Here is a 21,696-nt window from a genome sequence, read left to right as displayed (position 1 = left end):
TTGATTTTTGATAGAAAAGGTGATAAAGATGGGGAAAAATCTGGTTATTGTAGAGTCTCCTGCAAAAGCTAAGACGATAGAAAACTATTTAGGAAAGGATTATACGGTTCTTTCAAGTGTTGGACATATTCGTGACTTAGCCACAACAGGCCCTGGTGGTTTAGGGGTTGATGTAGAAGACCAATTTAAACCGAATTATAAAAATGTGACTGGAAAGTCTAAAGTGATTAAAGAGTTAAAACAAGCGGCTAAAAATTCAGATGCTGTTTATCTTGCAACTGACCCCGACCGTGAAGGGGAAGCGATTAGTTGGCATTTAGCAGATGTATTAGGATTAGATGTTTCGTTAAATCGTCGCGTTGTTTTTAATGAAATTACCAAAGATGCTATTTTAGAAGCTTTTAAACATCCACGTGCTATTGATATGGATTTAGTTCGTTCACAAGAGAGTCGCCGTATTTTAGACCGTATCATCGGATTTAAATTAAGTAAATTACTTCAAAGTAAAATCAAAAGTAAAAGTGCCGGACGTGTGCAATCAGTTGCTTTAAAATTAATTGTTGAGCGTGAAAAAGAAATTCAAAAATTTATTAGTGAAGAATATTGGTCTGTCCATGCAATGTTTGGTCGTGAACAAGCTAAAATTGAAGCTGAACTGATGAAAAAAGCCAATAAGAAATTGACGATTCACAATGAAGATGAGGTTAAACAAATTCTTTCAGAATTAAGTGATCCTTATGTGGTCGAAAAGGTTGAAAAGAAAAATAAATTAAAACAACCTAAATTACCATTTATCACCTCTACTCTTCAACAAGAGGCTGCTAGTAAATTAGGATTTAATGCTAAAAAGACCATGACCATTGCTCAGAAGTTATATGAAGGGGTAGATGTTGGTTCAGAAACTGTCGGGTTAATTACGTATATGCGTACGGATTCTACTCGTTTAGCAGACAACTTTGTCGATGCGGCTAAAGCGTATATTAAAGAGGCGTATGGTTCGAATTATGTTAAAACAGGAGCAACGGCAGCTAAAAAAGTAAAAAATGCACAGGAAGCTCATGAGGCAATTCGTCCATCATCGGTGACTAGAACACCTGATGAGATGAAACCTTATTTGAAACGAGATGAACTACGTTTATATAAATTAATTTGGGAACGTGCAGTCGCAAGTTTGATGAAGAGTGCCACAGTTGAAGCAACAACGATTGAAGTGAAATCAAATGATTATTTATTCCGTGTAAATGGTCAAGTCTTAGTTTTTGATGGGTACTTACGTGTATACAGCTATGAAGAAACTAAAAATGCGGCGCTTCCTCGTTTAAGTGAAGGAGATGTTTTATCGTTACTTGATGTTGAACCACAACAACACTTTACACAACCACCGGCTCGTTACTCTGAAGCTAAATTAATTAAAGAAATGGAAGAGTTAGGAATTGGTCGTCCTTCTACTTATGCTCAAACGATGGAAACACTGAAGAATCGTGGGTACGTGGCCATTGAAGATAAGAAATTTAAACCAACGGATCAAGGAATTTTAACGAGTGATAAATTAGCAGAGTTCTTCTCTGAATTCATTAATGTTGAGTATACAGCAGGAATGGAGCAAAATCTTGATGAAATTGCAAAAGGTCAGAAGGTTTGGTATGACGAATTAAAAGTGTTTTATGATCATTTCATGCCAATGCTTGAGGATGCGCAAAAGAATATGGAAAAGATTGCACCGGTGGAGATTGGTGAGCCTTGTCCAGAATGTGGCGCACCACTTGTGATTCGTCGAGGTCGATATGGTGAATTTGTGGCGTGTAGTGCTTATCCGACGTGTAAGTATATTAAAAAAGAACAAAAAGAAGAGACAGCACCTGTTTCAATTGGGGTTAAGTGTCCAAAATGTGAAACAGGAGAAGTTGTCGAAAAGAAAACAAGACGTGGAAAGGTCTTTTATGGATGTAACCAATATCCATCGTGTGATTTCGCGCTTTGGCATAAACCCATTGGAAAAACTTGTCCGAAATGTCAAGAACAATTAGTAGTTAAAGGGAAGAAAAACGAAGTTCAGTGCTCAAACAAAGAGTGTGACTACAAAGAAGAATAGAAAAAACTCATTGGTGCGTCTCAAGCATCAATGAGTTTTTATTTAACTCAGACTGTCTCTATATAGAAAAATTACCCATCATCAAACTTAGGACTTAGATTTATTTGATAGGAAGGTGTAACGATAGAATCACTAAAAGTTTTGAACGACAGAAAACTATTAGTAGTTCTAATATATTGTCAGAATGTGTTATAATGGAACAAATAGCCAATGGTGATTTTCATCTATGCTATAGTTGGAATAAATATAGAGGAGTAAAGATGTCTGAACTATTATTTATGTTGATGATTATTCTCAAAGAAGGAATGGAATTGTTGGCGTTAAAAAGAAATCATCTAAAAGTAAAATCGATTCGAGTGATGTTGGTGATGACTTGTTGTCTGATTTTGCATTTAATGTGGCGAGGAATTTTATCAGAGTGGCCAGTGCTTTTGCAAATGTTATTAGCAGGAAGCCTGATTTGTGATATAATCATCATTTGTAGCAATAAATTAGTTAGCAACTTAGGAGGCAATATAAAATGAAATATGTAAATGTTATTGGAGCAGGTTTAGCTGGATCTGAAGCAGCATATCAGCTAGCTAAACGTGGAATTCAAGTTAAATTATACGAAATGCGACCAGTTAAAAATACACCGGCTCATCATACGCAAAATTTTGCAGAGTTAGTTTGTTCAAATTCTTTACGTGCTGATGGATTAGCGAATGCTGTTGGAGTTTTAAAAGAAGAAATGCGTATTTTAGACTCATTAATTATGACAGCTGCAGATATGCATAAAGTTCCAGCAGGTGGGGCCCTAGCTGTAGACCGCGAAGGATTTTCAGGCTATATTACAGAGTTTTTATCAAATCATCCAAATGTTGAAGTGATTCGTGAAGAGTTAACAGAGCTTCCAGAAGGACCGACTATTGTGGCAACAGGTCCTTTAACGAGTGATGCTTTAAGTGAGACAATTCGTGAAATGACGGGGCAAGGATCATTTTATTTCTATGATGCGGCAGCACCTATTATTGAAAAAGATTCAATTAATTTTGATAAAGTTTATTTAAAATCACGTTATGACAAAGGAGAAGCAGCTTATTTGAATTGTCCAATGTCAGAGGAAGAATTTAATGCTTGGCATGAAGCTTTAATCACAGCTGAGGTCGTTCCAGCTAAGGAATTTGAAAAAGAAGTCTTCTTTGAAGGATGTATGCCGATTGAAGTCATGGCTAAACGTGGTCGTCAAACTGTTTTATTTGGTCCGATGAAACCAGTTGGTCTTGAAGATCCGAAAACAGGCCAAACACCATATGCTGTTGTTCAATTACGACAAGATAATGCAGCGGGAACGTTATATAACTTAGTTGGATTCCAAACCCATTTAAAATGGGGAGAACAAAAACGAATTGTTCAAATGATTCCAGGGCTTGAAAATGCTGAAATTGTCCGTTATGGTGTCATGCATCGTAATTCATTTATTAATTCACCTGTGTTATTAAATGCAACCTATCAATTTAAAGCAAGAGAAGATTTATTCTTTGCTGGACAATTAACAGGAGTTGAAGGATATGTTGAATCAGCGGCATCAGGAATGGTAGCCGGAATTAATATGGCGAAGTATATTTTAGGCGAAGCGTTAATTGAGTTCCCACGTGAAACAGCTATGGGATCAATGGCTTATTATATTACTCATACCTCACAAGATGGATTCCAACCGATGAATGCAAACTTTGGTCTATTCTTAGATTTACCAGGACGTGTGAAAAAGAAAGAGAAAAAAGCATTATATGCTGCACGTGCGATTGAAAAAATTAAAGAATGTGCTGAGTTAATCTAAAGATATTGAGGGTGAATAGGGGAAATGAGAAAGGTTATTGCTTTATGGGGGCTTCTCTTTATTTTAACGGGATGTGTGGGACGAGGAAATGAAATTTTACAACCGAGTGATATCCTACAACAAAGTTCTAACGAACAAGAATTGAGTCACCCTTTAGGGGCGTCCCAATTAACAAGTCAACATTCTGAAGAGGGACTTTTTTTTGCAAACAGTTGAGAATGATTTATTTTATCTCGATCCAACGTTAGTACAATATAAGTTATCGGATCAAGTTAGTTATTTTGATTTTGATAAAGCAACGAACACGATTAAAATTCAAAAGAAGGATAATCGATGGATTGTTTGGTTTTTAGAAAATAAAAAACCGCAATTTGTTCCAGCTGCAAGCGATTTGAAAATCCTAGGTGAGAGTCATCAAATTGTTTATAGTGGATTAGAAAATCAAAATTTATATTTACTTGAAGATGAAGAGTCAAATATCTTATTTGAAGGAACGGTTAAACTATTTGATACGACTTTGAATGGTCAACTCATTATTGTACAGGATGATCAAGATACCTTAAGAGTTATTAATCACGATGGAAAAATTATTTATGAACAACCATCTGTGATGGCTTATCGTTTCGAAAAAGCTAATCAGAGCATGATGATTTGGGCAAAAAATCAAGGGATTGTTGTGAAACTAGCTGATGACCGTGCCGTGACCTATAAAGTGATTGATGAGGTAACAGACTGGCTAATGTTTCCAACTTATAGTAAAAATTTCGAAACTATGGTCTATTTTTCAGAGTTAAATCTTGAAAGTGGAATGGGGACGATGACGGTGACGTCTTCGCTTAATCCTGACCCGATCCATCTTGCCAATGTCATCAATTATTCGATCATGACTCAAGGAACATACGTTTATTATTTAACAGATAAAAGTGAATTGTATGGATTAGATGTTGAATCTTCTGACGTTACTTTTTTAGGGTCTAATGTGGGACAAATAAATATTGACACTGAATTAGATTGCGCGACATATAAAAGTAATGATGACTTATACTTAATTGATCGAAATCATCAAGTACAAGTCGTAGCACAGGATGTTTATCAATATGATTATAATGGGACGCATGTTGCTTATATGAATTCAATTAATGACTTATATTTAGAATATAAAGGCTTAACAACAAAAATTGATGAATCTGTTTCAGGGTTTGCTCTAGGTAATCAAGGTGTCTACTATCATAAAAAAGGGCAGATTTACTATAAACCCTTTGAAGGGGTAAAAGAAGTGATAGTTGATCAAAGTGGACACTATAAAAATATCTTCTTTCATAACACTCAATTGTATCAAAAGGAAGTGGAGTTAACAGCTATTACCGGGTATTGGATGGTTGAGGTTGATGAAATTCCGATAATTTATTATTTTGATTCTGAAGGTCACATCGAGATGATGAAACAAGAAGAGGGGCCGTGGAGTTATCTAAGAGGACAGTATGAGGTTTTATATTCCGCTGGAACCGTGATGAACCTTTATGTGAGGTATTTGAATGGCTTAGAAAGTTATCTGACTCTCTCCCTATTAGATTCTAATACGTTGCAAATTGCAGAAAATGATCAAATAAATGATGTCGTGGCGGTGACTGAAAAAGAAGCAATGTCACTTATTTCAAAATTAGAACCATTACCAACGGAAACAGAGTGAAGCAGTTCCCATGTAGGGGACTGTTTTCTTTATCTGAACAGGAGGGATCCTATGAATGAATGGATTTTGAAATATATGGATTATTTAAAGTACGAGAAGCGTTATTCTGAGCATACCTTATTAAATTATGAGCGAGATGTAAAAGAGTGGTTTAGTTTTTGTCAACGAGAAGGAATTAACGAGTTTGAATTTGATTATTCCGATGTGAGAAGTTATTTGAATGATTGTTATACGCACCAATTATCAAGAAGCACGATGAGTCGTAAATTATCATCATTGCGTTCCTATTATCAATTTTTATTAAAAGAAAAACAGGTTAAACAAAATCCATTTTTAATTATGAAAGGCCCTAAAAAAGCAGAAACGTTGCCTCAGTTTTTATATGAAGAAGAATTACAAGCCCTTTTTGATAGTATTGATCAAACTTCAATTCTTGGATGTCGTAATTATGCTTTGTTAGAATTATTATATGGAACGGGAATTCGAGTTTCTGAGTGTTGTCAGATGAAGCAATCCCAATTAAATGTTGAGCTTGGAACGGTTTTAATTCATGGTAAAGGTGGGAAAGATCGTTATGTTCCAATTGGCGAGTTTGCAGTTGAAGCAATCGAGGCGTATTTACAAAGAAGCCGCCCTCAATTATTAAAGAAATCTAACCTAGAAACCGATGTATTATTTTTAAATCACCTTGGAACTCCTTTAACAGAAAGAGGTGTTCGTGATATTTTGAGTCGAATGACCAATCAAACCGCGAAACATATTAAGGTGGCTCCTCATATGATACGTCATACGTTTGCGACGCATTTGTTAAACAATGGGGCTGATTTACGCTCGGTTCAAGAATTATTAGGCCATGAAAATTTATCGAGTACGCAAATTTATACGCATGTTTCAAAAGAACATTTACGACAAGCTTATGCATTGGCTCATCCCCGTGCGAGAAAAGATAGGAAATAAAATAAAATAATTGGGAATAAGTGTTAAACCTTAAGTAAGTTTGATATAATGAAAAGGTATATGAAGAATGGAGTGAGGCGGATGTTGATCTTAGCTAGTTCAGTGTTAGGAATGTCTTGTACATGGCTTTGGTTAATTGTTGCAATTGTATTTGGGGTAGTTGAAGCGATGACGCTAGGGATTATTTCAATTTGGTTTGCAATTGGAGCATTAATCGCGATGTTGTTTGCCTTTGTCATCGATTCTTTCTTTATTCAATTAATAATTTTCTTGTGTGTGTCTTTAATTTTAGTTTCAACCACACGTAAAGTAGCAGTTGAAAAGCTTAAAATTGGACAACATAAAACAAATGTAGAAGAGTTAATTGGAAAAGAAGCGATTGTTGTCAAAACAATCTTACCTCATGAAGCAGGTGAAGTAAAACTTGAGGGGAAAGTTTGGCGTACAGTATCTGATTCAAAACAAACGTATGAAGTAAATGAGATTGTAACAGTTTTACGAATTGAAGGCGTTACGGTTATTGTAAAATAAAAAAGCGATAGGAGATGGATTTATGTGGATTTTTGTAGTTTTGATTTTTATTGTCATTATTTTAATTGCATCGAATATTAAAGTAGTACCCCAAGCGAATGCGTATGTTATCGAGCGATTTGGAGCTTATGCTGCCACTTGGAATGTTGGTTTACATGTTAAAATTCCAATTATGGATCGTGTCGCGAATAAAGTCTTATTAAAAGAACAAGTTATTGATTTTAGACCACAGCCTGTCATTACAAAAGATAATGTAACGATGCAAATTGATACCGTTGTCTTTTTCCAAATTACGGATCCTAAATTATTTACTTATGGGGTTAGTAATCCATTTGCAGCAATCGAAAATTTAACAGCAACAACTTTACGTAATATTATTGGGGAGTTAGAATTAGATGAAACATTAACATCACGTGACATTATTAATACGCGTATGCGTTCTGTTTTAGATGAAGCAACGGACCCATGGGGAATTAAAATTAATCGTGTCGAAGTTAAAAATATTGTTCCTCCACAAGATATTCAGGCTGCGATGGAAAAACAAATGCGTGCAGAACGTGAACGTCGTGAAAAAATCTTGCAAGCAGAAGGAGAAAAAACATCTAATATTTTACGTGCAGAAGGGTTGAAAGAGTCTCAAATTCTTGAAGCAGAGGCGCGTAAACAGGCGATGATTTTATCAGCTGAAGCAGATAAGGAAGCACAAATTAGACGTGCTGAAGGGGAAGCAGAGGCGATTCTTAAAGTCCAAGAAGCCACAGCTGAAGGACTTCGTATGTTAAATGCATCTTGTCCAACAAAAGAAGTATTAACGATTAAATCATTTGAAGCATTAGCACAAGTTGCAGATGGAAAAGCAACGAAATTAATTATTCCATCAGAAATTCAAAATGTCAGTGGTTTAATTGCGTCTTTAGCAGAAACAACAAATTTAGTTAAAGAGGAAGACTAATATTCATGAAACGTATAGGGAATGGTTCCTTATACGTTTTTTATTTTTATCGGATGAGGTTTAACTGAAAGTTAAATACTAAATAAGGACAGCAATGATAAAAATTCGACGCATATGATTAGGAAAAAAACGTCGAGCGTGCTATGATGGAAAAGCACTTCTTTTTAAAAGAGAAATAGTTGCAACTTTTAAGAAAATCAAAGGGTGAAAATATGGAAAAAGAATACATACAACTAAATAATGAACTGATGCAAAAACAAAACGATTTTTATCAATTAGAAAAAGATCACTTAGCCGTGGAGGCTTTTTTAATTGAGGTGAAGTCGAAAATGAAGACCTTTACGTCGGAGAAAGAACGTTATGAATGGCTGATTGAGCATCATTATTATGAAAACTTTTTTAAGTGGTATCACATTGAAGAGATTGTCATGATTAAAGAAAAAGTTTTTTCTTATCAGTTTAAGTTCCAGTCTTTTATGGCAGTATCAAAGTTTTATAAAGATTACGCTCTAAAAACAAATGATCATCAATATTATTTAGAATATTATGAGGACCGTATCGTTGCAGTTGCCTTATATTTAGCACAAGGTGATGTGAATAAAGCATTCGAATTTGCAATTGCGATGATTGAACAACGCTATCAACCAGCGACACCGACATTTTTAAATGCAGGAAAAGCACGACGTGGTGAAATGGTGTCATGTTTTTTACTTGAAATGGATGATTCCTTAAACTCGATTACTTATAATTTAAATACCTCGATGCAACTTTCTAAAATTGGGGGCGGTGTTGCCTTAAATTTATCGAAATTACGTGCTCGAAATGAGTCAATCAAAGAAATTGAGAATGCGGCTAGTGGGGTATTGCCTGTGATGAAGCTACTTGAAGATTCATTTAGTTATGTTAATCAGTTAGGGCAACGACCAGGGGCTGGAGCAGCTTATTTGAATGTCTTCCACTGGGATGTTGAGGAATTTTTAGATACTAAAAAAATTAATGCGGATGAAAAAAGTCGTATTCAGACATTATCAATCGGCTTAATTGTTCCGAGTAAATTTATTAATCTAGCGAAAGAAAATCAACCGATGTATGTTTTTGCCCCACATACGGTGTTTTTAGCGACTGGAAAGCATTTAGATGATTTAAATTTAGATGAGGTGTATGATGAATTAGTTCAAAATCCGGCAATCAAAAAACGTCAATTGGATCCAAGGAAATTATTGACGCATATTGCAAAAATGCAATTTGAATCTGGGTACCCATACATCGTCTTTAAGTCAAATGCGAATGCTGCCCATCCTTTAAAGGAAATTGGACAAATTAAGATGTCAAATTTATGTACCGAAATTTTCCAATTACAAGAAACTTCAACCATAACAGACTATGGGGAAGAAGATCAAATTCGACGTGATATTAGTTGTAATTTAGGATCTTTAAATATTGTGAATGTCATGGAAAGACGAGCGCTCAAAGAAAGTGTTTATGCTGGGATGGATGCTTTAACAGCGGTTTCGAGCTTGTCTCAGATTAAAAATGCGCCAGGCATTCAAAAAGCAAATGAAGAATTAAATGCTGTAGGTCTTGGAAGCATGAATTTACATGGATACTTCGCCAAAAATAAAATTGCCTACGAAAGTGAATTAGCAAAGGAATTTGTTCGTACTTATTTCATGATGGTCAATTATTATTCAATTGAGCGTAGCATGCAAATTGCAATGGAAAAAGGTCGCTCATTTATTGGATTTGAAAAATCCGATTATGCAAGCGGTGAGTATTTTAAGTTATATTTAACAGAGGATTTTACGCCTAAATCTGATCGTGTGAAGGAGCTATTTCACGAGATGGTCATTCCAACTAAAAATGATTGGGCTCACTTAGCTAAAAGTGTCAAAGAAAACGGAATGTATCATGCTTACCGTCTGGCAATTGCCCCAACTCAAAGTATCGGGTACATTCAAAATGCAACGGCAAGTATTTTACCTGTGGTGGATTTAGTGGAACGTCGAACTTATGGAAATGCGACAACGTATTATCCAATGCCTTATTTAGCAGAGGATAATATGTTCTTCTATAAATCAGCCTACCGTATGGATATGATGAAGGTTTTAGAATTAATAGCTCAGGTACAACCTCATATTGATCAAGGGATTAGTACGACACTTTATGTTGATAGTCATACCAGTACACGAGAATTAGTGAGATATTATTTATATGCCCATCATCTTGGGTTAAAGAGTTTATACTACACGCGTACCAAAAATCTATCATTTGAAGAATGTACGACTTGTTCTGTTTAATTCAAATTTAGTTAGTAAAGGACGATTATAATGAAGAAAATATATCAAGCGGTCAACTGGAATGCGCCAGATTATCAATTTTATGATGATTTATATTTAAAACAAACGGAACAATTTTGGCTACCAGAAGAAATTCCGGTTTCAGAAGATAAATCTATTTGGGATACATTAGATGAAAATATTAAACTGACTTACGAGCGTATTTTAGGTGGGTTAACCTTGCTTGATACAGAGCAGTCAACAGGGATTCAAAAAATTGCTGAGAAATCAGATAACTTATTTATTAAAAGTATTTTAGCTTTGTTTGCCGGTTTTGAAAGTATTCACGCTCGTTCCTATTCCACGATTTTTCAAACGCTTTGTACAACGGAGCGAATTGAAGAGTTATTTAATTGGGTCGAAGAAACGAAGCCTCTTCAAGAAAAAGTAGATCAAATTATGCGTTCATATTATGGAGTTGCGGATAAGGAATCATTATTTATGTCGATGGTCGGGTGTTTGTGTTTAGAAGGGATTTGTTTTTATAGTGGGTTTTATTTACCTTTATGGTTAGCTGGACAAGGGAAAATGGTTAATAGTGGGGAAATTATTAACTTAATTTTACGAGATGAAAAATTGCACACAGTAGGAGTCGGATTTTTTGCTCAGCAATTATTAAGTGAATTTGATGAATCGATTCAAGCTAAGTTGAAGCAACAAGCGGTTGAGATGATGCAAGAAATCTATGAAGTAGAAGTAGAGTATTCAAAGGTGTTATATGAGAACTTAGACATGATTGATGACGTTGTAAGTTATATTCAGTATAATGTGAATTACGCCTTACAATGTTTAAATTTAAACCCTTTGTTTGACATTGTTGAAAGTGACATTAATCCAATCGTTTTAAACGGAATTTCTACTGAAACGAAAAATCATGACTTTTTCTCAACGAAAGGAAATGGTTATATTAAGACCACAAAAGTAGAAATGTTAAAAGATGAAGACTTCTTATTTTAGTTCAGAGTTTCTCTGTTTTTTCTACAAAATTAGTCATTTTTATAAAATGGCTAATTTTTTTTATTAAAAAAATACTGAAAAAGCTAAAAAACGACAATTAAAACGGTTTCAATCAGGCTTTTTTTGTGCGAAAATAGATAAAAATGAAGAATAAAATTGAGGTTCGTCAAAATGATGGGAAAATATGCATAATATTGTTGATTTCAAGACGTGGATTCGATAAAATTTGATTATAAAAACGAGAGAACGATATTAATTTTGACATTAAGCGAGGTGGTAGCATGCAACAATTCTTGTTGGTTACAGTCATGATTGTCATTGCCATTATAGCTTTGGGTATGCTTATCTACTTCTTATTACCTAATAAGCGAAACGATGAGCTGGCATCCAAACAATTAAATGAAATCGAATCAAATGTGGATGCATTAGATTCTTTAGAATCGGTGACGGTGATAGATGTTAAATTTAAAGGATATAATGGAAGATTTACTTATTCAACGTTACATGATAATGTCTATAAAGATCAATATGTATTGGTTTTAACACAGGATGGAATTCGTTGTGCAAAAGTTGTATCAAATCCAAAACGTTTAAGAGTAAGTGATTTACCATTTCCACCCTTTTTACTTCAAAGTATTATTTGTGTCGCCGATGAATCTGATTTAGATTATTACAATTAATAAAAAATGAGTAAAAGGATTTGAAAATAAAAGCGAACTATGATAAATTATTTCAAGACACCTTAAAAATAGAGACGACTTAATTAAGTGAAGTCAAATAGAATCATGATTTTTTTCAATTCTAAATAAAATCTTGGGTAGGTGTTTAAAAAGAGTTATCATCTTACAAAAACGTTATAAAAAATCTAGGCAGTATTTTAAATATTTTGTCAAAAGGTTGTTATCATCTATTTCAAAAAAAGATTCGAAAATAAAAAGCTCAAAGAATCAACACGTGTTTTTAGTAATCGTATAAAGTGCAAGAATATATGAAGTCATGAAAAGAAATTATAGGAACATGAAGTAGTTAGTAGTTTGATAATGAATACCTTTACTCAAGTGAGTGAAAGGTATTTTTTTTGAGAGTCTATGGAATAAGATAAGAATTAATGCGTTAAATGAATAAGTTGAAAAAAACATCTTACAATAGTAAAGAGTTTTTTTAGATGAAATTCGTTTAAATAAAGAAGTTGTAAGTGTGCAAAGTATTGCAATATTTGTGTTTTTTTGTTATTATCAAGAGGATGCATATATAAGCTTACTCTAAATTGAGATAAAACTAGGAGGAATCATAATGGCAATTACAGCAGCTATGGTTAAAGAATTACGTGAAAAAACTAGTGCAGGTATGATGGATTGTAAAAAAGCATTAGTAGAAACAAATGGAGATATGTCAGCTGCAATCGATTGGTTACGTGAGCGCGGAATCTCTAAAGCAGCTAAAAAATCTGATCGTGTTGCAGCTGAAGGATTATGTTCAGTAGCTATCGATGGAAATACAGCAGTTATTTTCGAATTAAACTCTGAAACAGACTTCGTTGCTAAAAATGAGCAATTCTTAACTTTATTAGATAAATTAGGAAAAATCTTAGTAGCTAACAAACCAGCTTCAGTTGAAGCAGCATTAGAAATCGCTGTTGATGGAGTAACAGTTAACGAAATGTTAATCGAAGCAACTTCAACAATCGGAGAAAAAATCACTTTACGTCGTTTAACAGTTGTTGAAAAAGCAGATAATGAATTCTTCGGATCTTACTTACACATGGGTGGACGTATTGCTGCGTTAACAGTAGTTGAAGGTAAAGAAGAAGTAGCTAAAGATGCTGCAATGCATGCTGCTGCAATCAACCCTCAATACTTAACACAATCAGAAGTTCCAGCTGAAGTTGTTACTAAAGAACGTGAAATCTTAACTCAAGAAGCATTAAATGAAGGAAAACCAGCTAACATCGTTGAAAAAATGGTTGAAGGTCGTATCCGCAAATTCTTAGCAGACGTTTGTATGTTAGAACAACCATTCGTTAAAGATGGAGATTTAACAGTTGCTAAATGGGCTGCAAACAACGGATCAACTATCAAATTATTCGTTCGTTTAGAAGTTGGAGAAGGAATCGAGAAAGTGGTTACTAACTTCGCAGAAGAAGTAATGAGCCAAGTTCGCGCATAACAACTTATTTTAATTAAGGGACACATCACTGTGTCCCTTGCTTTGGATATAAATGGATGAGAAAGTGGGTGCCTTAATGACTTCGTATAAACGTGTTGTGCTAAAGCTTAGTGGAGAAGCATTAGCTGGAGGAAAAGGTTTTGGTATCGATGCTGAAACAGTACAGAAAATTGCTTTAGAAATTAAAAGTGCATATGAAACAGGTGTGGAAATCGCTATCATTGTTGGTGGTGGAAACATTTGGCGTGGTAAAACGGCGAGTGAAATGGGAATGGAGCGCTCTAGTGCAGACTATATGGGAATGTTAGCAACTGTCATGAATGCCTTAGCTCTTCAAAATGCACTTGAAGGATGTGGAGTTCAAACAAGAACACAAACCTCAATTCATATGAATCAAATTGCTGAACCATATATTCGTCGTCGTGCGATTCGTCATCTTGAAAAAGGTCGTATTGTTATTTTTGGTGGAGGAACTGGAAATCCTTATTTCTCAACTGATACAACGGCTGCCTTACGTGCAGCTGAAATCAATGCTGATGCTATTTTAATGGCTAAAAACGGTGTTGATGGAGTTTATAACGATGACCCACGTAAAAATGTTAATGCCACTAAATATGACGAACTATCATATTTAGAAGTATTAAATAAAGGTTTACAAGTCATGGACTCAACTGCAGCTTCTTTATGTATGGATAATAATATTGAATTATTAGTGTTTAATATGAATGAATCTGGGAATATTAAAAAAGCAGTTGCAGGTGAAAAAATTGGAACTATTGTAAAGGGGAGATAAAAATGCCTAAAAATGTATTAAGTAACGCAGAAGCTCGTATGAGCAAAGCAATTGATTCTTTAAAACGTGAATTTTCAGTATTACGTACTGGACGTGCTAGTGGAGCTTTATTAGATAATATTCAAGTTGATTACTATGGAATGCCTTCACCAATTAATCAAATGGCACAAGTAACAGTACCAGAACCTCGTCAATTAGTGGTAAAACCATACGACAAATCAATGTTACAAGCAATTGAACGTGCAATCAATGAAGCAAACATCGGGTTAACTCCAAACAACGATGGGGAAGTCATTCGTTTAAATGTTCCAGCTTTAACAGAAGAACGTCGTCGTGAATTAGCGAAAAAAGTTAAAGGATTTGCAGAAGATGCGAAGGTTGCAATCCGTAATGTTCGTCGTGATGCAAATGATGAATTAAAAAAATTACAAAAAAATGGTGAAATTACTGAAGATGCATTAAAAGGTTACACTGAAGATGTACAAAAATTAACAGATAAAAAAATCAAAGAAGTTGATGCAACTGCAGACGAAAAAGAAAAAGATATCATGTCAATCTAATTTTTAAGCCACTCTTTTTGGGTGGCTTTTTTATTTAATTACATAGAGACTTCTAGATGAATAATTTATCAAAAAGGCAAGGAATCTTGTCTTTTTTTTCATTTTTATAGGACATCATACGTAAGATGTAAGGTAGGTTTTTAAATACCTCAGGAGGAGGGAGAAAAATGTTTAGGTTCGCTGAGGTTGGGTATTTAACAGATGGTGAGATTGATTTGATATTAGAAAAAAAAGTACCAGCAAATTTAGAACCTTTTCATGTGCCAGCATACCACTTTAAAATAAAAAAACATTTAACATCAGTTGAAATAGGAAAAATAGATATTAGGATTGGACATAATGAAATGACGTTTTATGGAGGAAATATTGGTTATGAAATTTATCCACCCTATCAAGGGCATCATTATGCAGCAAAAGCTTGTCTAATTATAAAAAAAATTGCCTTATTACATGGAATGACATATGTTTATATTAGTTGTTTACCTGAAAATATCCCATCTAATAAAACGTGTCAGCGATTAAAAACATCATGGCTTGGTACTTATTTGATACCATTTCATAATGAGATGTATTTAGTTGGAGTCAGACAAATTAATGTTTATGAATGGATTTTAAATTCAAATGAAGGATTTCGATATGTATAAATATCGACAATTAAAGACATATTAATGGTATCATTCTAAAATATTAATGAGGAGGCAAAAATATGTCAAAAAATCATAAAAAAGGTAAACATTCACAATCGAATAATAGAAGCAAATTAACCACACGTATGGAGGTTGAATTTGGTTCTGAATTTGTAGGTGATGCTAAACGTGCTGCACAAGCAGTTGAAACACGCGTTAAAAATAATGCCTTACGATATGGATTTGGCCAAGAGGATTAGTAGCGATATAATAAATCAAAGCTTTAAAAGGCTGTGATTTATTTGAAAAAAAATCAAGATTGCTTTATTAAGTTAAAAGGGTCACTAAAGAATCAGAAAAAAGACGTCGAGATGGCTCAAGAACTAGATGCGATTACTAAACTTGAAATTTCGCGTATTAAGACAAAGGTGAGACGTAAGTGGCTGACAAATAATCACTCATCATAATTCAATCAAGATGAGATAATATTTTAGAATGATTTTCAATAAAGATAAAAGAGAATCCCCCTACGTGTCTTTAGGACAATAGGGGGATTCTTTTGATAAAGGCTTAATCTTTTGAGCATGATAATAACAAGATTAAAAATCAGATTATTTCATAAAATTAGGTTCATAATGATGCAGAAGGTTAATAAAAATATTAAAGACATTGAGATAATTTGTATAAAACCTACTTTGTCTGTGGAAAAAAGATGGTAAGTATATTAAAATATACAGGATAGGTTAATTTTATGAAAGGCGGTTTCTTGAATGTTCTTTAAAAAGAAAACGAAGACACAGGTAAGTAAAGAGCAGATTTTAAAAGCTCCTCTACCTCAACATATAGCGATCATTTTAGATGGCAATGGAAGATGGGCTAAAAAAAGAGGATTACCAAGAACAGCCGGTCATCAAGAGGGCGCGATGAATGTCCGAGAAATAACAAAGTTATGTGGGAAACTTGGTGTAAAAGCATTGACGGTCTATGCTTTTTCAACTGAAAATTGGAAACGCCCTGAAGAAGAAGTTAAATTTTTAATGAAACTTCCGTTAAAATTCTTTGATGAGTTTGCACCAGAATTAATCGAAAATGATATTAGATTAAAGATCATTGGGAATACTGAAGACTTACCGACTGAATTACAAGAGAAAATTAGGGAATTATCACACCAAACAAAAGATAATCAAACGATGACATTAACTATTGCACTTAATTATGGTTCTCAGGATGAAATTAAACAAGCTGTTCAACAAATCGCTAAAGAAGTGAAGGCTGGAGAACTAAAGGTTGAAGAAATTACTGAAGATGTTATTGAAAATCATTTAATGACGCACGATTTGCCTCCTCTTGATTTAATGATTCGGACGAGTGGAGAGCAACGCATTAGTAATTATTTATTATGGCAGTTAGCTTATGCAGAGTTATATTTTACCTCTGTGGCATGGCCAGATTTTAAAGAAAATCAATTGTATGAAGCCATTTACGATTATCAAAAACGTAATCGACGTTTTGGTGGATTAACTGAAACCAAATAAAGGAGAGTAAAAAATGAAGCAACGCGTATTGACAGCTATTGTCATCATTGCAATAGGATTACCCATTTTGATTTATGGGAGATTACCTTTTATTATTTTAGGGGTATTACTTGCTCTAGTTGCCTCTCAAGAAATGATTGATATGAGAGAAACAATTTCTAAGACACCACTAGAGATTAAAGTATTTACGATGATTGCAATCTTAATGATTGTGTTTAGTTCATTTGATTTTAGAACATTGAGTTTTACAGGGACACTTGTTTTTGGACTGGGAACCATGGCATTATTTTTGTTTATTTTATTACTTGCAGTTGTTACGAGAAAGCAATTTACAGTTAATGATGCCGGATACTATTTGTTAACAATCTTTTATATCGGATCTACTTTTCATTCTATGATTTTCTTACGCTCACTTGGGTTAAATTTATTTTTATTTATGATTATCGTAGTGGCCGTAACCGATTCTGGTGCTTATTTTGTAGGACGAAAATTAGGTAAACGTAAATTAGCCCCATTAATTAGTCCAAATAAAACAGTGGAAGGATCAGTTGGTGGAACGATCCTTGGTGTTTTAGTTGGAAGCATTTTTGGAGTGATAACGGGCGTTTCAGATCATGTTATCGTTTTAGCCATGATGAGTTTAGTTGTGGCAGCTGTCGCCCAATTTGGAGATTTAGTAGCCTCTTCAATGAAACGTGAGTATGGAATCAAGGATTTTGGAACATTATTCCCAGGACATGGTGGCGTTTTAGATCGATTTGATAGCCATTTATACGCGTCATTAGCTTTATATATTTTAATTAATGTCATGAATGTGGTGATTTAGATGAAAAATATTTATTTATTAGGAGCAACAGGTTCTATCGGAACACAAACATTAGATGTCATTCGCATGCATCCTGAGGCGTTTCGTTTGATTGCTTTTTCATCAGGACGTAATATCGAATTAACGAAGCAGATTATTGAGGAGTTTCAACCTGCTTATGTTTCAGTCATGGAGGAAGAGTCAGTAATGACTTTAGAGGCGTTATATCCAAACGTTGAATTTGGGTATGGAGCACAGGGACTTGAAAGTGTGGCAACTTATCAAACCGATTTAGGTGGTGAGGATTTTGTTGTCACAGCAGTCATGGGGTCTGTTGGATTACTTCCGACATTAAAAGCGATTGAAATGGGGCGCAATATTGGAATTGCAAATAAAGAAACCTTAGTCACAGCAGGACATCTGGTGATGGAAAAAGCGAAGCAGCATGGTGTTAAACTGTTGCCTGTGGATAGTGAGCATTCAGCTATTTATCAATGTTTACAAGGTGAAGATGCTAAAGCGATTAAGAAGCTAATTATTACAGCCAGTGGTGGATCGTTTAGAGATTATACCCGTGAAATGTTAAAAGAAGTGACACTTGAACAGGCCTTAAATCATCCTAACTGGTCAATGGGAGCTAAAATTACGATTGATTCGGCGACGATGATGAATAAAGGGCTAGAAGTCATTGAAGCGCATTGGTTGTTTGACATGCCATATGAACGAATTGAAACGATTTTACATCGCCAAAGTATTATCCATTCAATGGTTGAATTTGAGGATACGAGTATTATTGCGCATTTAGGAACGCCTGATATGAGAATTCCGATTCAATTTGCGATGAGCTATCCAGAGCGTATGGATTTAAAACAAGGGAAGTCTTTAAATTTAGCAGAAGTTGGAACATTGGAATTTAAGCCAATGGATTTTGAACGTTTCCCATGTTTAAAAATGGCATATGAGGCAGGGATGCAAGGGGGGAGCTGTCCGACTGTTTTAAATGCCGCAAATGAAGCAGCTGTTGATTTGTTTTTACGAAATAAAATTAGCTTCTTAGAAATTGAGACAGTGGTTGCGGAGGCCTTAAACAAACATCAAAAGATTGACCACCCATCACTTGAACAAATCTTACAATTAGATCAAGAGGTTAGACGAGATATTCTAGCAAAATATGAATAATAGAGGGTGAATAAATGTTAGGAATTTTAAGTTTTATTATCGCACTAGGTGTTATTATTTTAGTTCATGAACTTGGGCATTTTATTGTAGCTAAGAAGGTCGGAATTTTATGTCATGAGTTTTCAATTGGTATGGGACCAGCCGTATGGAGCAAGAAAAAGGGAGAAACGACTTATTCAATTCGTGCTATTCCACTCGGTGGTTATGTGGCTATGGCTGGGGAAGAAGCCGAAAAAGAAATGGTCAAAGTGGGACAAAAAGTTGGATTATTACTTGGAAAAAATGCTTGTGTTGAAAAAATTTATCTAAATCCGGAATTAAGAACCGATTTAGTAGTTGGAACGATTACAGAGATTGATTTGTATAAAGCCTTAACGATTAGCATTGAAACAGAACAACAACACGTTTATCATTATCAAGTTGATCATGATGCTTTTTACGTATTTGATAAGGGATCCCAGCAAATTGCGCCATACGATCGTTGTTTAGAGTCAAAATCTAAATGGGCTCGTTTTGCGACAATGGCAGCGGGAGCAACAATGAACTTTATTTTAGCGATTGTTTTATTATTTATGGTAGGACTCGTCAATGGAGAAACGATTTATTCTAATAGGTTAGGAACGATAGTAGATGACTCCCCGGCACAAGTGGCAGGATTACAAGTAGGCGATCAAATTATTGAGTATAATGGACAAAAAGTTGAGTCATGGGACGACTTAATTAATGCCATTGATTCGACAACAGAGGAAACAACCGTTGTGATTGAACGAAATAATCAAACAAAACAATTAGTGATTACTCCTAATCTTGTAGATGGAACACCAAAAATTGGAATTGGGGTTGATTATGAACATCCACTTCGCAGTGAACATTCACTTGGTTATGCGATTAAATATTCTGCGCTACAAACGAAAAATGCTTTTATGCAAATCTTTGAAACGTTTAAAATGTTATTCGTGACAAAAGAAGCAGGGGTTAGTGATTTAGCAGGGCCCATTGGAATTTATACGATGACGTCTCAAGTGGTCACATATGGATTAACCTCATTTGTTATTTGGATTAGTTTCCTAAGTGTTAACATTGGGATTATGAATTTACTGCCATTACCTGCGCTTGATGGTGGACGTATTTTATTTGTTTTAATCGAAGCCGTTATTGGACGTCCGATTGATCGTAAGGTAGAAGGATATATTCATGCAGCTGGATTAATTTTATTCTTAGGATTATTTGTTTTTGTTAGTTTTAATGATGTTCTTCGTTTATTTAAGTAAGAACTCGAAAAACTAACTTGAAATGAAGGGTAAAAGATGCGATAATGAAACATTGAAAGTATATGTATGTCGAATTTTACTATTAATTATGGTAAATGTCGCATTCTTTAGGAGGACAAACAATGAAACAATCGATGATGTTTATTCCAACATTACGTGAAGTTCCTAGTGATGCAGAAATTCGTTCTCATCAATTTTTACTTCGCGCTGGATTTATTAAACAAGTAGCAGCGGGAGTATATACTTATTTACCACTTGCAAAGCGTGTTTTAAATAATGTTGAAGGAATCGTTCGTGACGAATTAGATGCCATTGGCGGAAATGAATTATTAATGCCAGCGTTACAACCAAAAGAATTATGGGATGAATCAGGACGCTGGGATGTCTATGGTTCAGAGTTAATGCGATTAACAGATCGTAATAATCGTGAATTTGCATTAGGTCCAACACATGAAGAAGTTATTACTCATGTAGTTCGAGATTTCTTAAATTCATATAAAAAATTACCATTAACAGTTTATCAAATTCAAACGAAGTTTCGTGATGAAGCACGTCCTCGTTTTGGATTAATGCGTGGTCGCGAGTTTATTATGAAGGATGCCTACTCTTTCCATGCCACACAAGAATCTCTAGATGAAGCTTATAACAACTTTGTTAAAGCTTATACAAATATTTTTACTCGTTGTGGATTAAACTTCCGTATGGTAGAAGCTGATAGTGGACAAATTGGCGGATCTCAATCTGCTGAGTTCATGGCATTAGCTGAAGTTGGTGAAGATACTATTGTTTATTCAACAACAGGTTCGTTTGCAGCTAATATTGAAGTTGCTGATTTAGAGGTGGGAGCTCCATCTCCTGATGGTGTAGGCGTTGTGGCACATGCTAAAGGAATTGAAGTTGGACATGTGTTCAAATTAGGAACAAAATACTCAGAACCAATGAATGCGGTATTCTTAGATGAAAATCAAAAGAAACAACCAATTATCATGGGATGCTATGGAATTGGAGTTAGCCGTGTGATGATGGCGGTTATTGAACAAAACAATGATGAAAATGGAATGATCTGGCCAAAAGGAATTGCTCCATTTGATATTCATGTTGTTCCAGTTGATGTGAAAAAAGCGGATCAATTAGAAGCAGCAGAAAATATCTATGCTGAATTAAAAGCAGCTGGATTTGAGGTTTTATTAGACGATCGTAAAGAGCGTGCAGGGGTTAAATTCTCCGATGCTGATTTAATTGGGTTACCAATTCGTATTACGGTTGGCCGTGGAATCGCTGATGGAATTGTTGAAGTTAAAGTCCGTCAAACAGGTGAAGTTGCTGAAGTAGCAGTGGCTGACTTAATGACATTCGTTAAAGAAAAATATGAAACATTAGCTTAGTTAGAAACCCTCTCAAAAGAATTTGAGAGGGCTTTTTATATT

22 protein-coding genes are annotated in these 21,696 nt (G+C 34.7%); all 22 read left to right on the top strand.

Annotation, left to right across the window (positions count from 1 at the left end; translation table 11 throughout):
* Positions 1-28: 28 nt before the first annotated feature.
* Positions 29-2,092: a type I DNA topoisomerase gene (gene topA / locus HMPREF9402_RS04405; protein ID WP_009606631.1), complete on the top strand. Its 2,064-nt coding sequence runs from the start codon at positions 29-31 to the stop codon at positions 2,090-2,092.
* 260 nt (positions 2,093-2,352) lie between these two features.
* Positions 2,353-2,616, top strand: coding sequence for a hypothetical protein (locus HMPREF9402_RS04400; RefSeq protein ID WP_006783781.1), 264 nt, complete (start codon positions 2,353-2,355; stop codon positions 2,614-2,616).
* On the top strand, positions 2,613-3,911 hold the full coding sequence (gene trmFO, locus HMPREF9402_RS04395; RefSeq protein WP_006783780.1) for an FADH(2)-oxidizing methylenetetrahydrofolate--tRNA-(uracil(54)-C(5))-methyltransferase TrmFO: 1,299 nt from the start codon (positions 2,613-2,615) through the stop codon (positions 3,909-3,911). The genes HMPREF9402_RS04400 and trmFO overlap by 4 nt, the downstream gene beginning before the upstream one ends.
* A 24-nt stretch (positions 3,912-3,935) precedes the next feature.
* Positions 3,936-4,127, top strand: coding sequence for a lipoprotein (locus HMPREF9402_RS04390; protein WP_009606633.1), 192 nt, complete (start codon positions 3,936-3,938; stop codon positions 4,125-4,127).
* On the top strand, positions 4,114-5,601 hold the full coding sequence (locus tag HMPREF9402_RS04385; protein WP_009606628.1) for a hypothetical protein: 1,488 nt from the start codon (positions 4,114-4,116) through the stop codon (positions 5,599-5,601). The genes HMPREF9402_RS04390 and HMPREF9402_RS04385 overlap by 14 nt, the downstream gene beginning before the upstream one ends.
* Before the next feature lie 51 nt (positions 5,602-5,652).
* Positions 5,653-6,558, top strand: coding sequence for a tyrosine recombinase XerC (gene xerC / locus HMPREF9402_RS04380; protein WP_006783778.1), 906 nt, complete (start codon positions 5,653-5,655; stop codon positions 6,556-6,558).
* Positions 6,559-6,639: 81 nt separating this feature from the next.
* Complete coding sequence (locus HMPREF9402_RS04375) at positions 6,640-7,089, top strand: NfeD family protein (protein WP_229040029.1); 450 nt, start codon at positions 6,640-6,642, stop codon at positions 7,087-7,089.
* Positions 7,090-7,111: 22 nt separating this feature from the next.
* The gene (locus tag HMPREF9402_RS04370; RefSeq protein WP_006783776.1) at positions 7,112-8,041 is read left to right on the top strand and encodes an SPFH domain-containing protein; all 930 of its coding nucleotides are present in this window, start codon (positions 7,112-7,114) and stop codon (positions 8,039-8,041) included.
* A gap of 212 nt (positions 8,042-8,253) precedes the next feature.
* Positions 8,254-10,338 carry a class 1b ribonucleoside-diphosphate reductase subunit alpha gene (gene nrdE, locus HMPREF9402_RS04365; RefSeq protein ID WP_006783775.1) on the top strand — a complete coding sequence of 695 codons (2,085 nt, stop codon included), beginning with the start codon at positions 8,254-8,256 and terminating at the stop codon, positions 10,336-10,338.
* Between the two features lie 30 nt (positions 10,339-10,368).
* Positions 10,369-11,334, top strand: a complete 966-nt coding sequence (nrdF, locus tag HMPREF9402_RS04360; protein ID WP_006783774.1) for a class 1b ribonucleoside-diphosphate reductase subunit beta — start codon at positions 10,369-10,371, stop codon at positions 11,332-11,334.
* Between the two features lie 281 nt (positions 11,335-11,615).
* Positions 11,616-12,014 carry a hypothetical protein gene (locus HMPREF9402_RS04355; RefSeq protein ID WP_009606630.1) on the top strand — a complete coding sequence of 133 codons (399 nt, stop codon included), beginning with the start codon at positions 11,616-11,618 and terminating at the stop codon, positions 12,012-12,014.
* A gap of 613 nt (positions 12,015-12,627) precedes the next feature.
* Entirely contained in the window at positions 12,628-13,500 is an 873-nt protein-coding gene (gene tsf, locus HMPREF9402_RS04350) for a translation elongation factor Ts (protein WP_006783773.1), read from the top strand.
* 52 nt (positions 13,501-13,552) lie between these two features.
* Positions 13,553-14,293, top strand: a complete 741-nt coding sequence (gene pyrH / locus HMPREF9402_RS04345; RefSeq protein ID WP_006783772.1) for a UMP kinase — start codon at positions 13,553-13,555, stop codon at positions 14,291-14,293.
* A 2-nt stretch (positions 14,294-14,295) separates the two neighbouring features.
* Positions 14,296-14,853, top strand: coding sequence for a ribosome recycling factor (gene frr, locus HMPREF9402_RS04340; RefSeq protein WP_006783771.1), 558 nt, complete (start codon positions 14,296-14,298; stop codon positions 14,851-14,853).
* Between the two features lie 167 nt (positions 14,854-15,020).
* Positions 15,021-15,497, top strand: a complete 477-nt coding sequence (locus HMPREF9402_RS04335; RefSeq protein WP_006783770.1) for a GNAT family N-acetyltransferase — start codon at positions 15,021-15,023, stop codon at positions 15,495-15,497.
* Between the two features lie 62 nt (positions 15,498-15,559).
* A complete protein-coding gene (locus HMPREF9402_RS04330; RefSeq protein ID WP_006783769.1) occupies positions 15,560-15,739 on the top strand; it encodes a hypothetical protein in 180 nt (59 codons plus the stop codon).
* A gap of 42 nt (positions 15,740-15,781) precedes the next feature.
* Positions 15,782-15,946, top strand: coding sequence for a hypothetical protein (locus HMPREF9402_RS14490; protein WP_162036064.1), 165 nt, complete (start codon positions 15,782-15,784; stop codon positions 15,944-15,946).
* Between the two features lie 303 nt (positions 15,947-16,249).
* Entirely contained in the window at positions 16,250-17,014 is a 765-nt protein-coding gene (locus HMPREF9402_RS04325; RefSeq protein WP_009606636.1) for an isoprenyl transferase, read from the top strand.
* A 13-nt stretch (positions 17,015-17,027) separates the two neighbouring features.
* Positions 17,028-17,840: a phosphatidate cytidylyltransferase gene (locus HMPREF9402_RS14485; RefSeq protein ID WP_009606635.1), complete on the top strand. Its 813-nt coding sequence runs from the start codon at positions 17,028-17,030 to the stop codon at positions 17,838-17,840.
* Entirely contained in the window at positions 17,841-18,998 is a 1,158-nt protein-coding gene (dxr, locus tag HMPREF9402_RS14480) for a 1-deoxy-D-xylulose-5-phosphate reductoisomerase (RefSeq protein ID WP_009606634.1), read from the top strand.
* 14 nt (positions 18,999-19,012) lie between these two features.
* A complete protein-coding gene (rseP, locus tag HMPREF9402_RS04310) occupies positions 19,013-20,269 on the top strand; it encodes an RIP metalloprotease RseP (RefSeq protein ID WP_009606627.1) in 1,257 nt (418 codons plus the stop codon).
* Between the two features lie 122 nt (positions 20,270-20,391).
* Positions 20,392-21,654, top strand: a complete 1,263-nt coding sequence (proS, locus tag HMPREF9402_RS04305) for a proline--tRNA ligase (protein ID WP_006783763.1) — start codon at positions 20,392-20,394, stop codon at positions 21,652-21,654.
* Positions 21,655-21,696: the final 42 nt, after the last annotated feature.

This window comes from Turicibacter sp. HGF1, from assembly GCF_000191865.1.
GTDB lineage: Bacteria > Bacillota_I > Bacilli_A > MOL361 > Turicibacteraceae > Turicibacter > Turicibacter sanguinis.
Note: the sequence above shows the minus strand (reverse complement) of the source record. Positions and strands in the feature narration are given on the sequence as shown.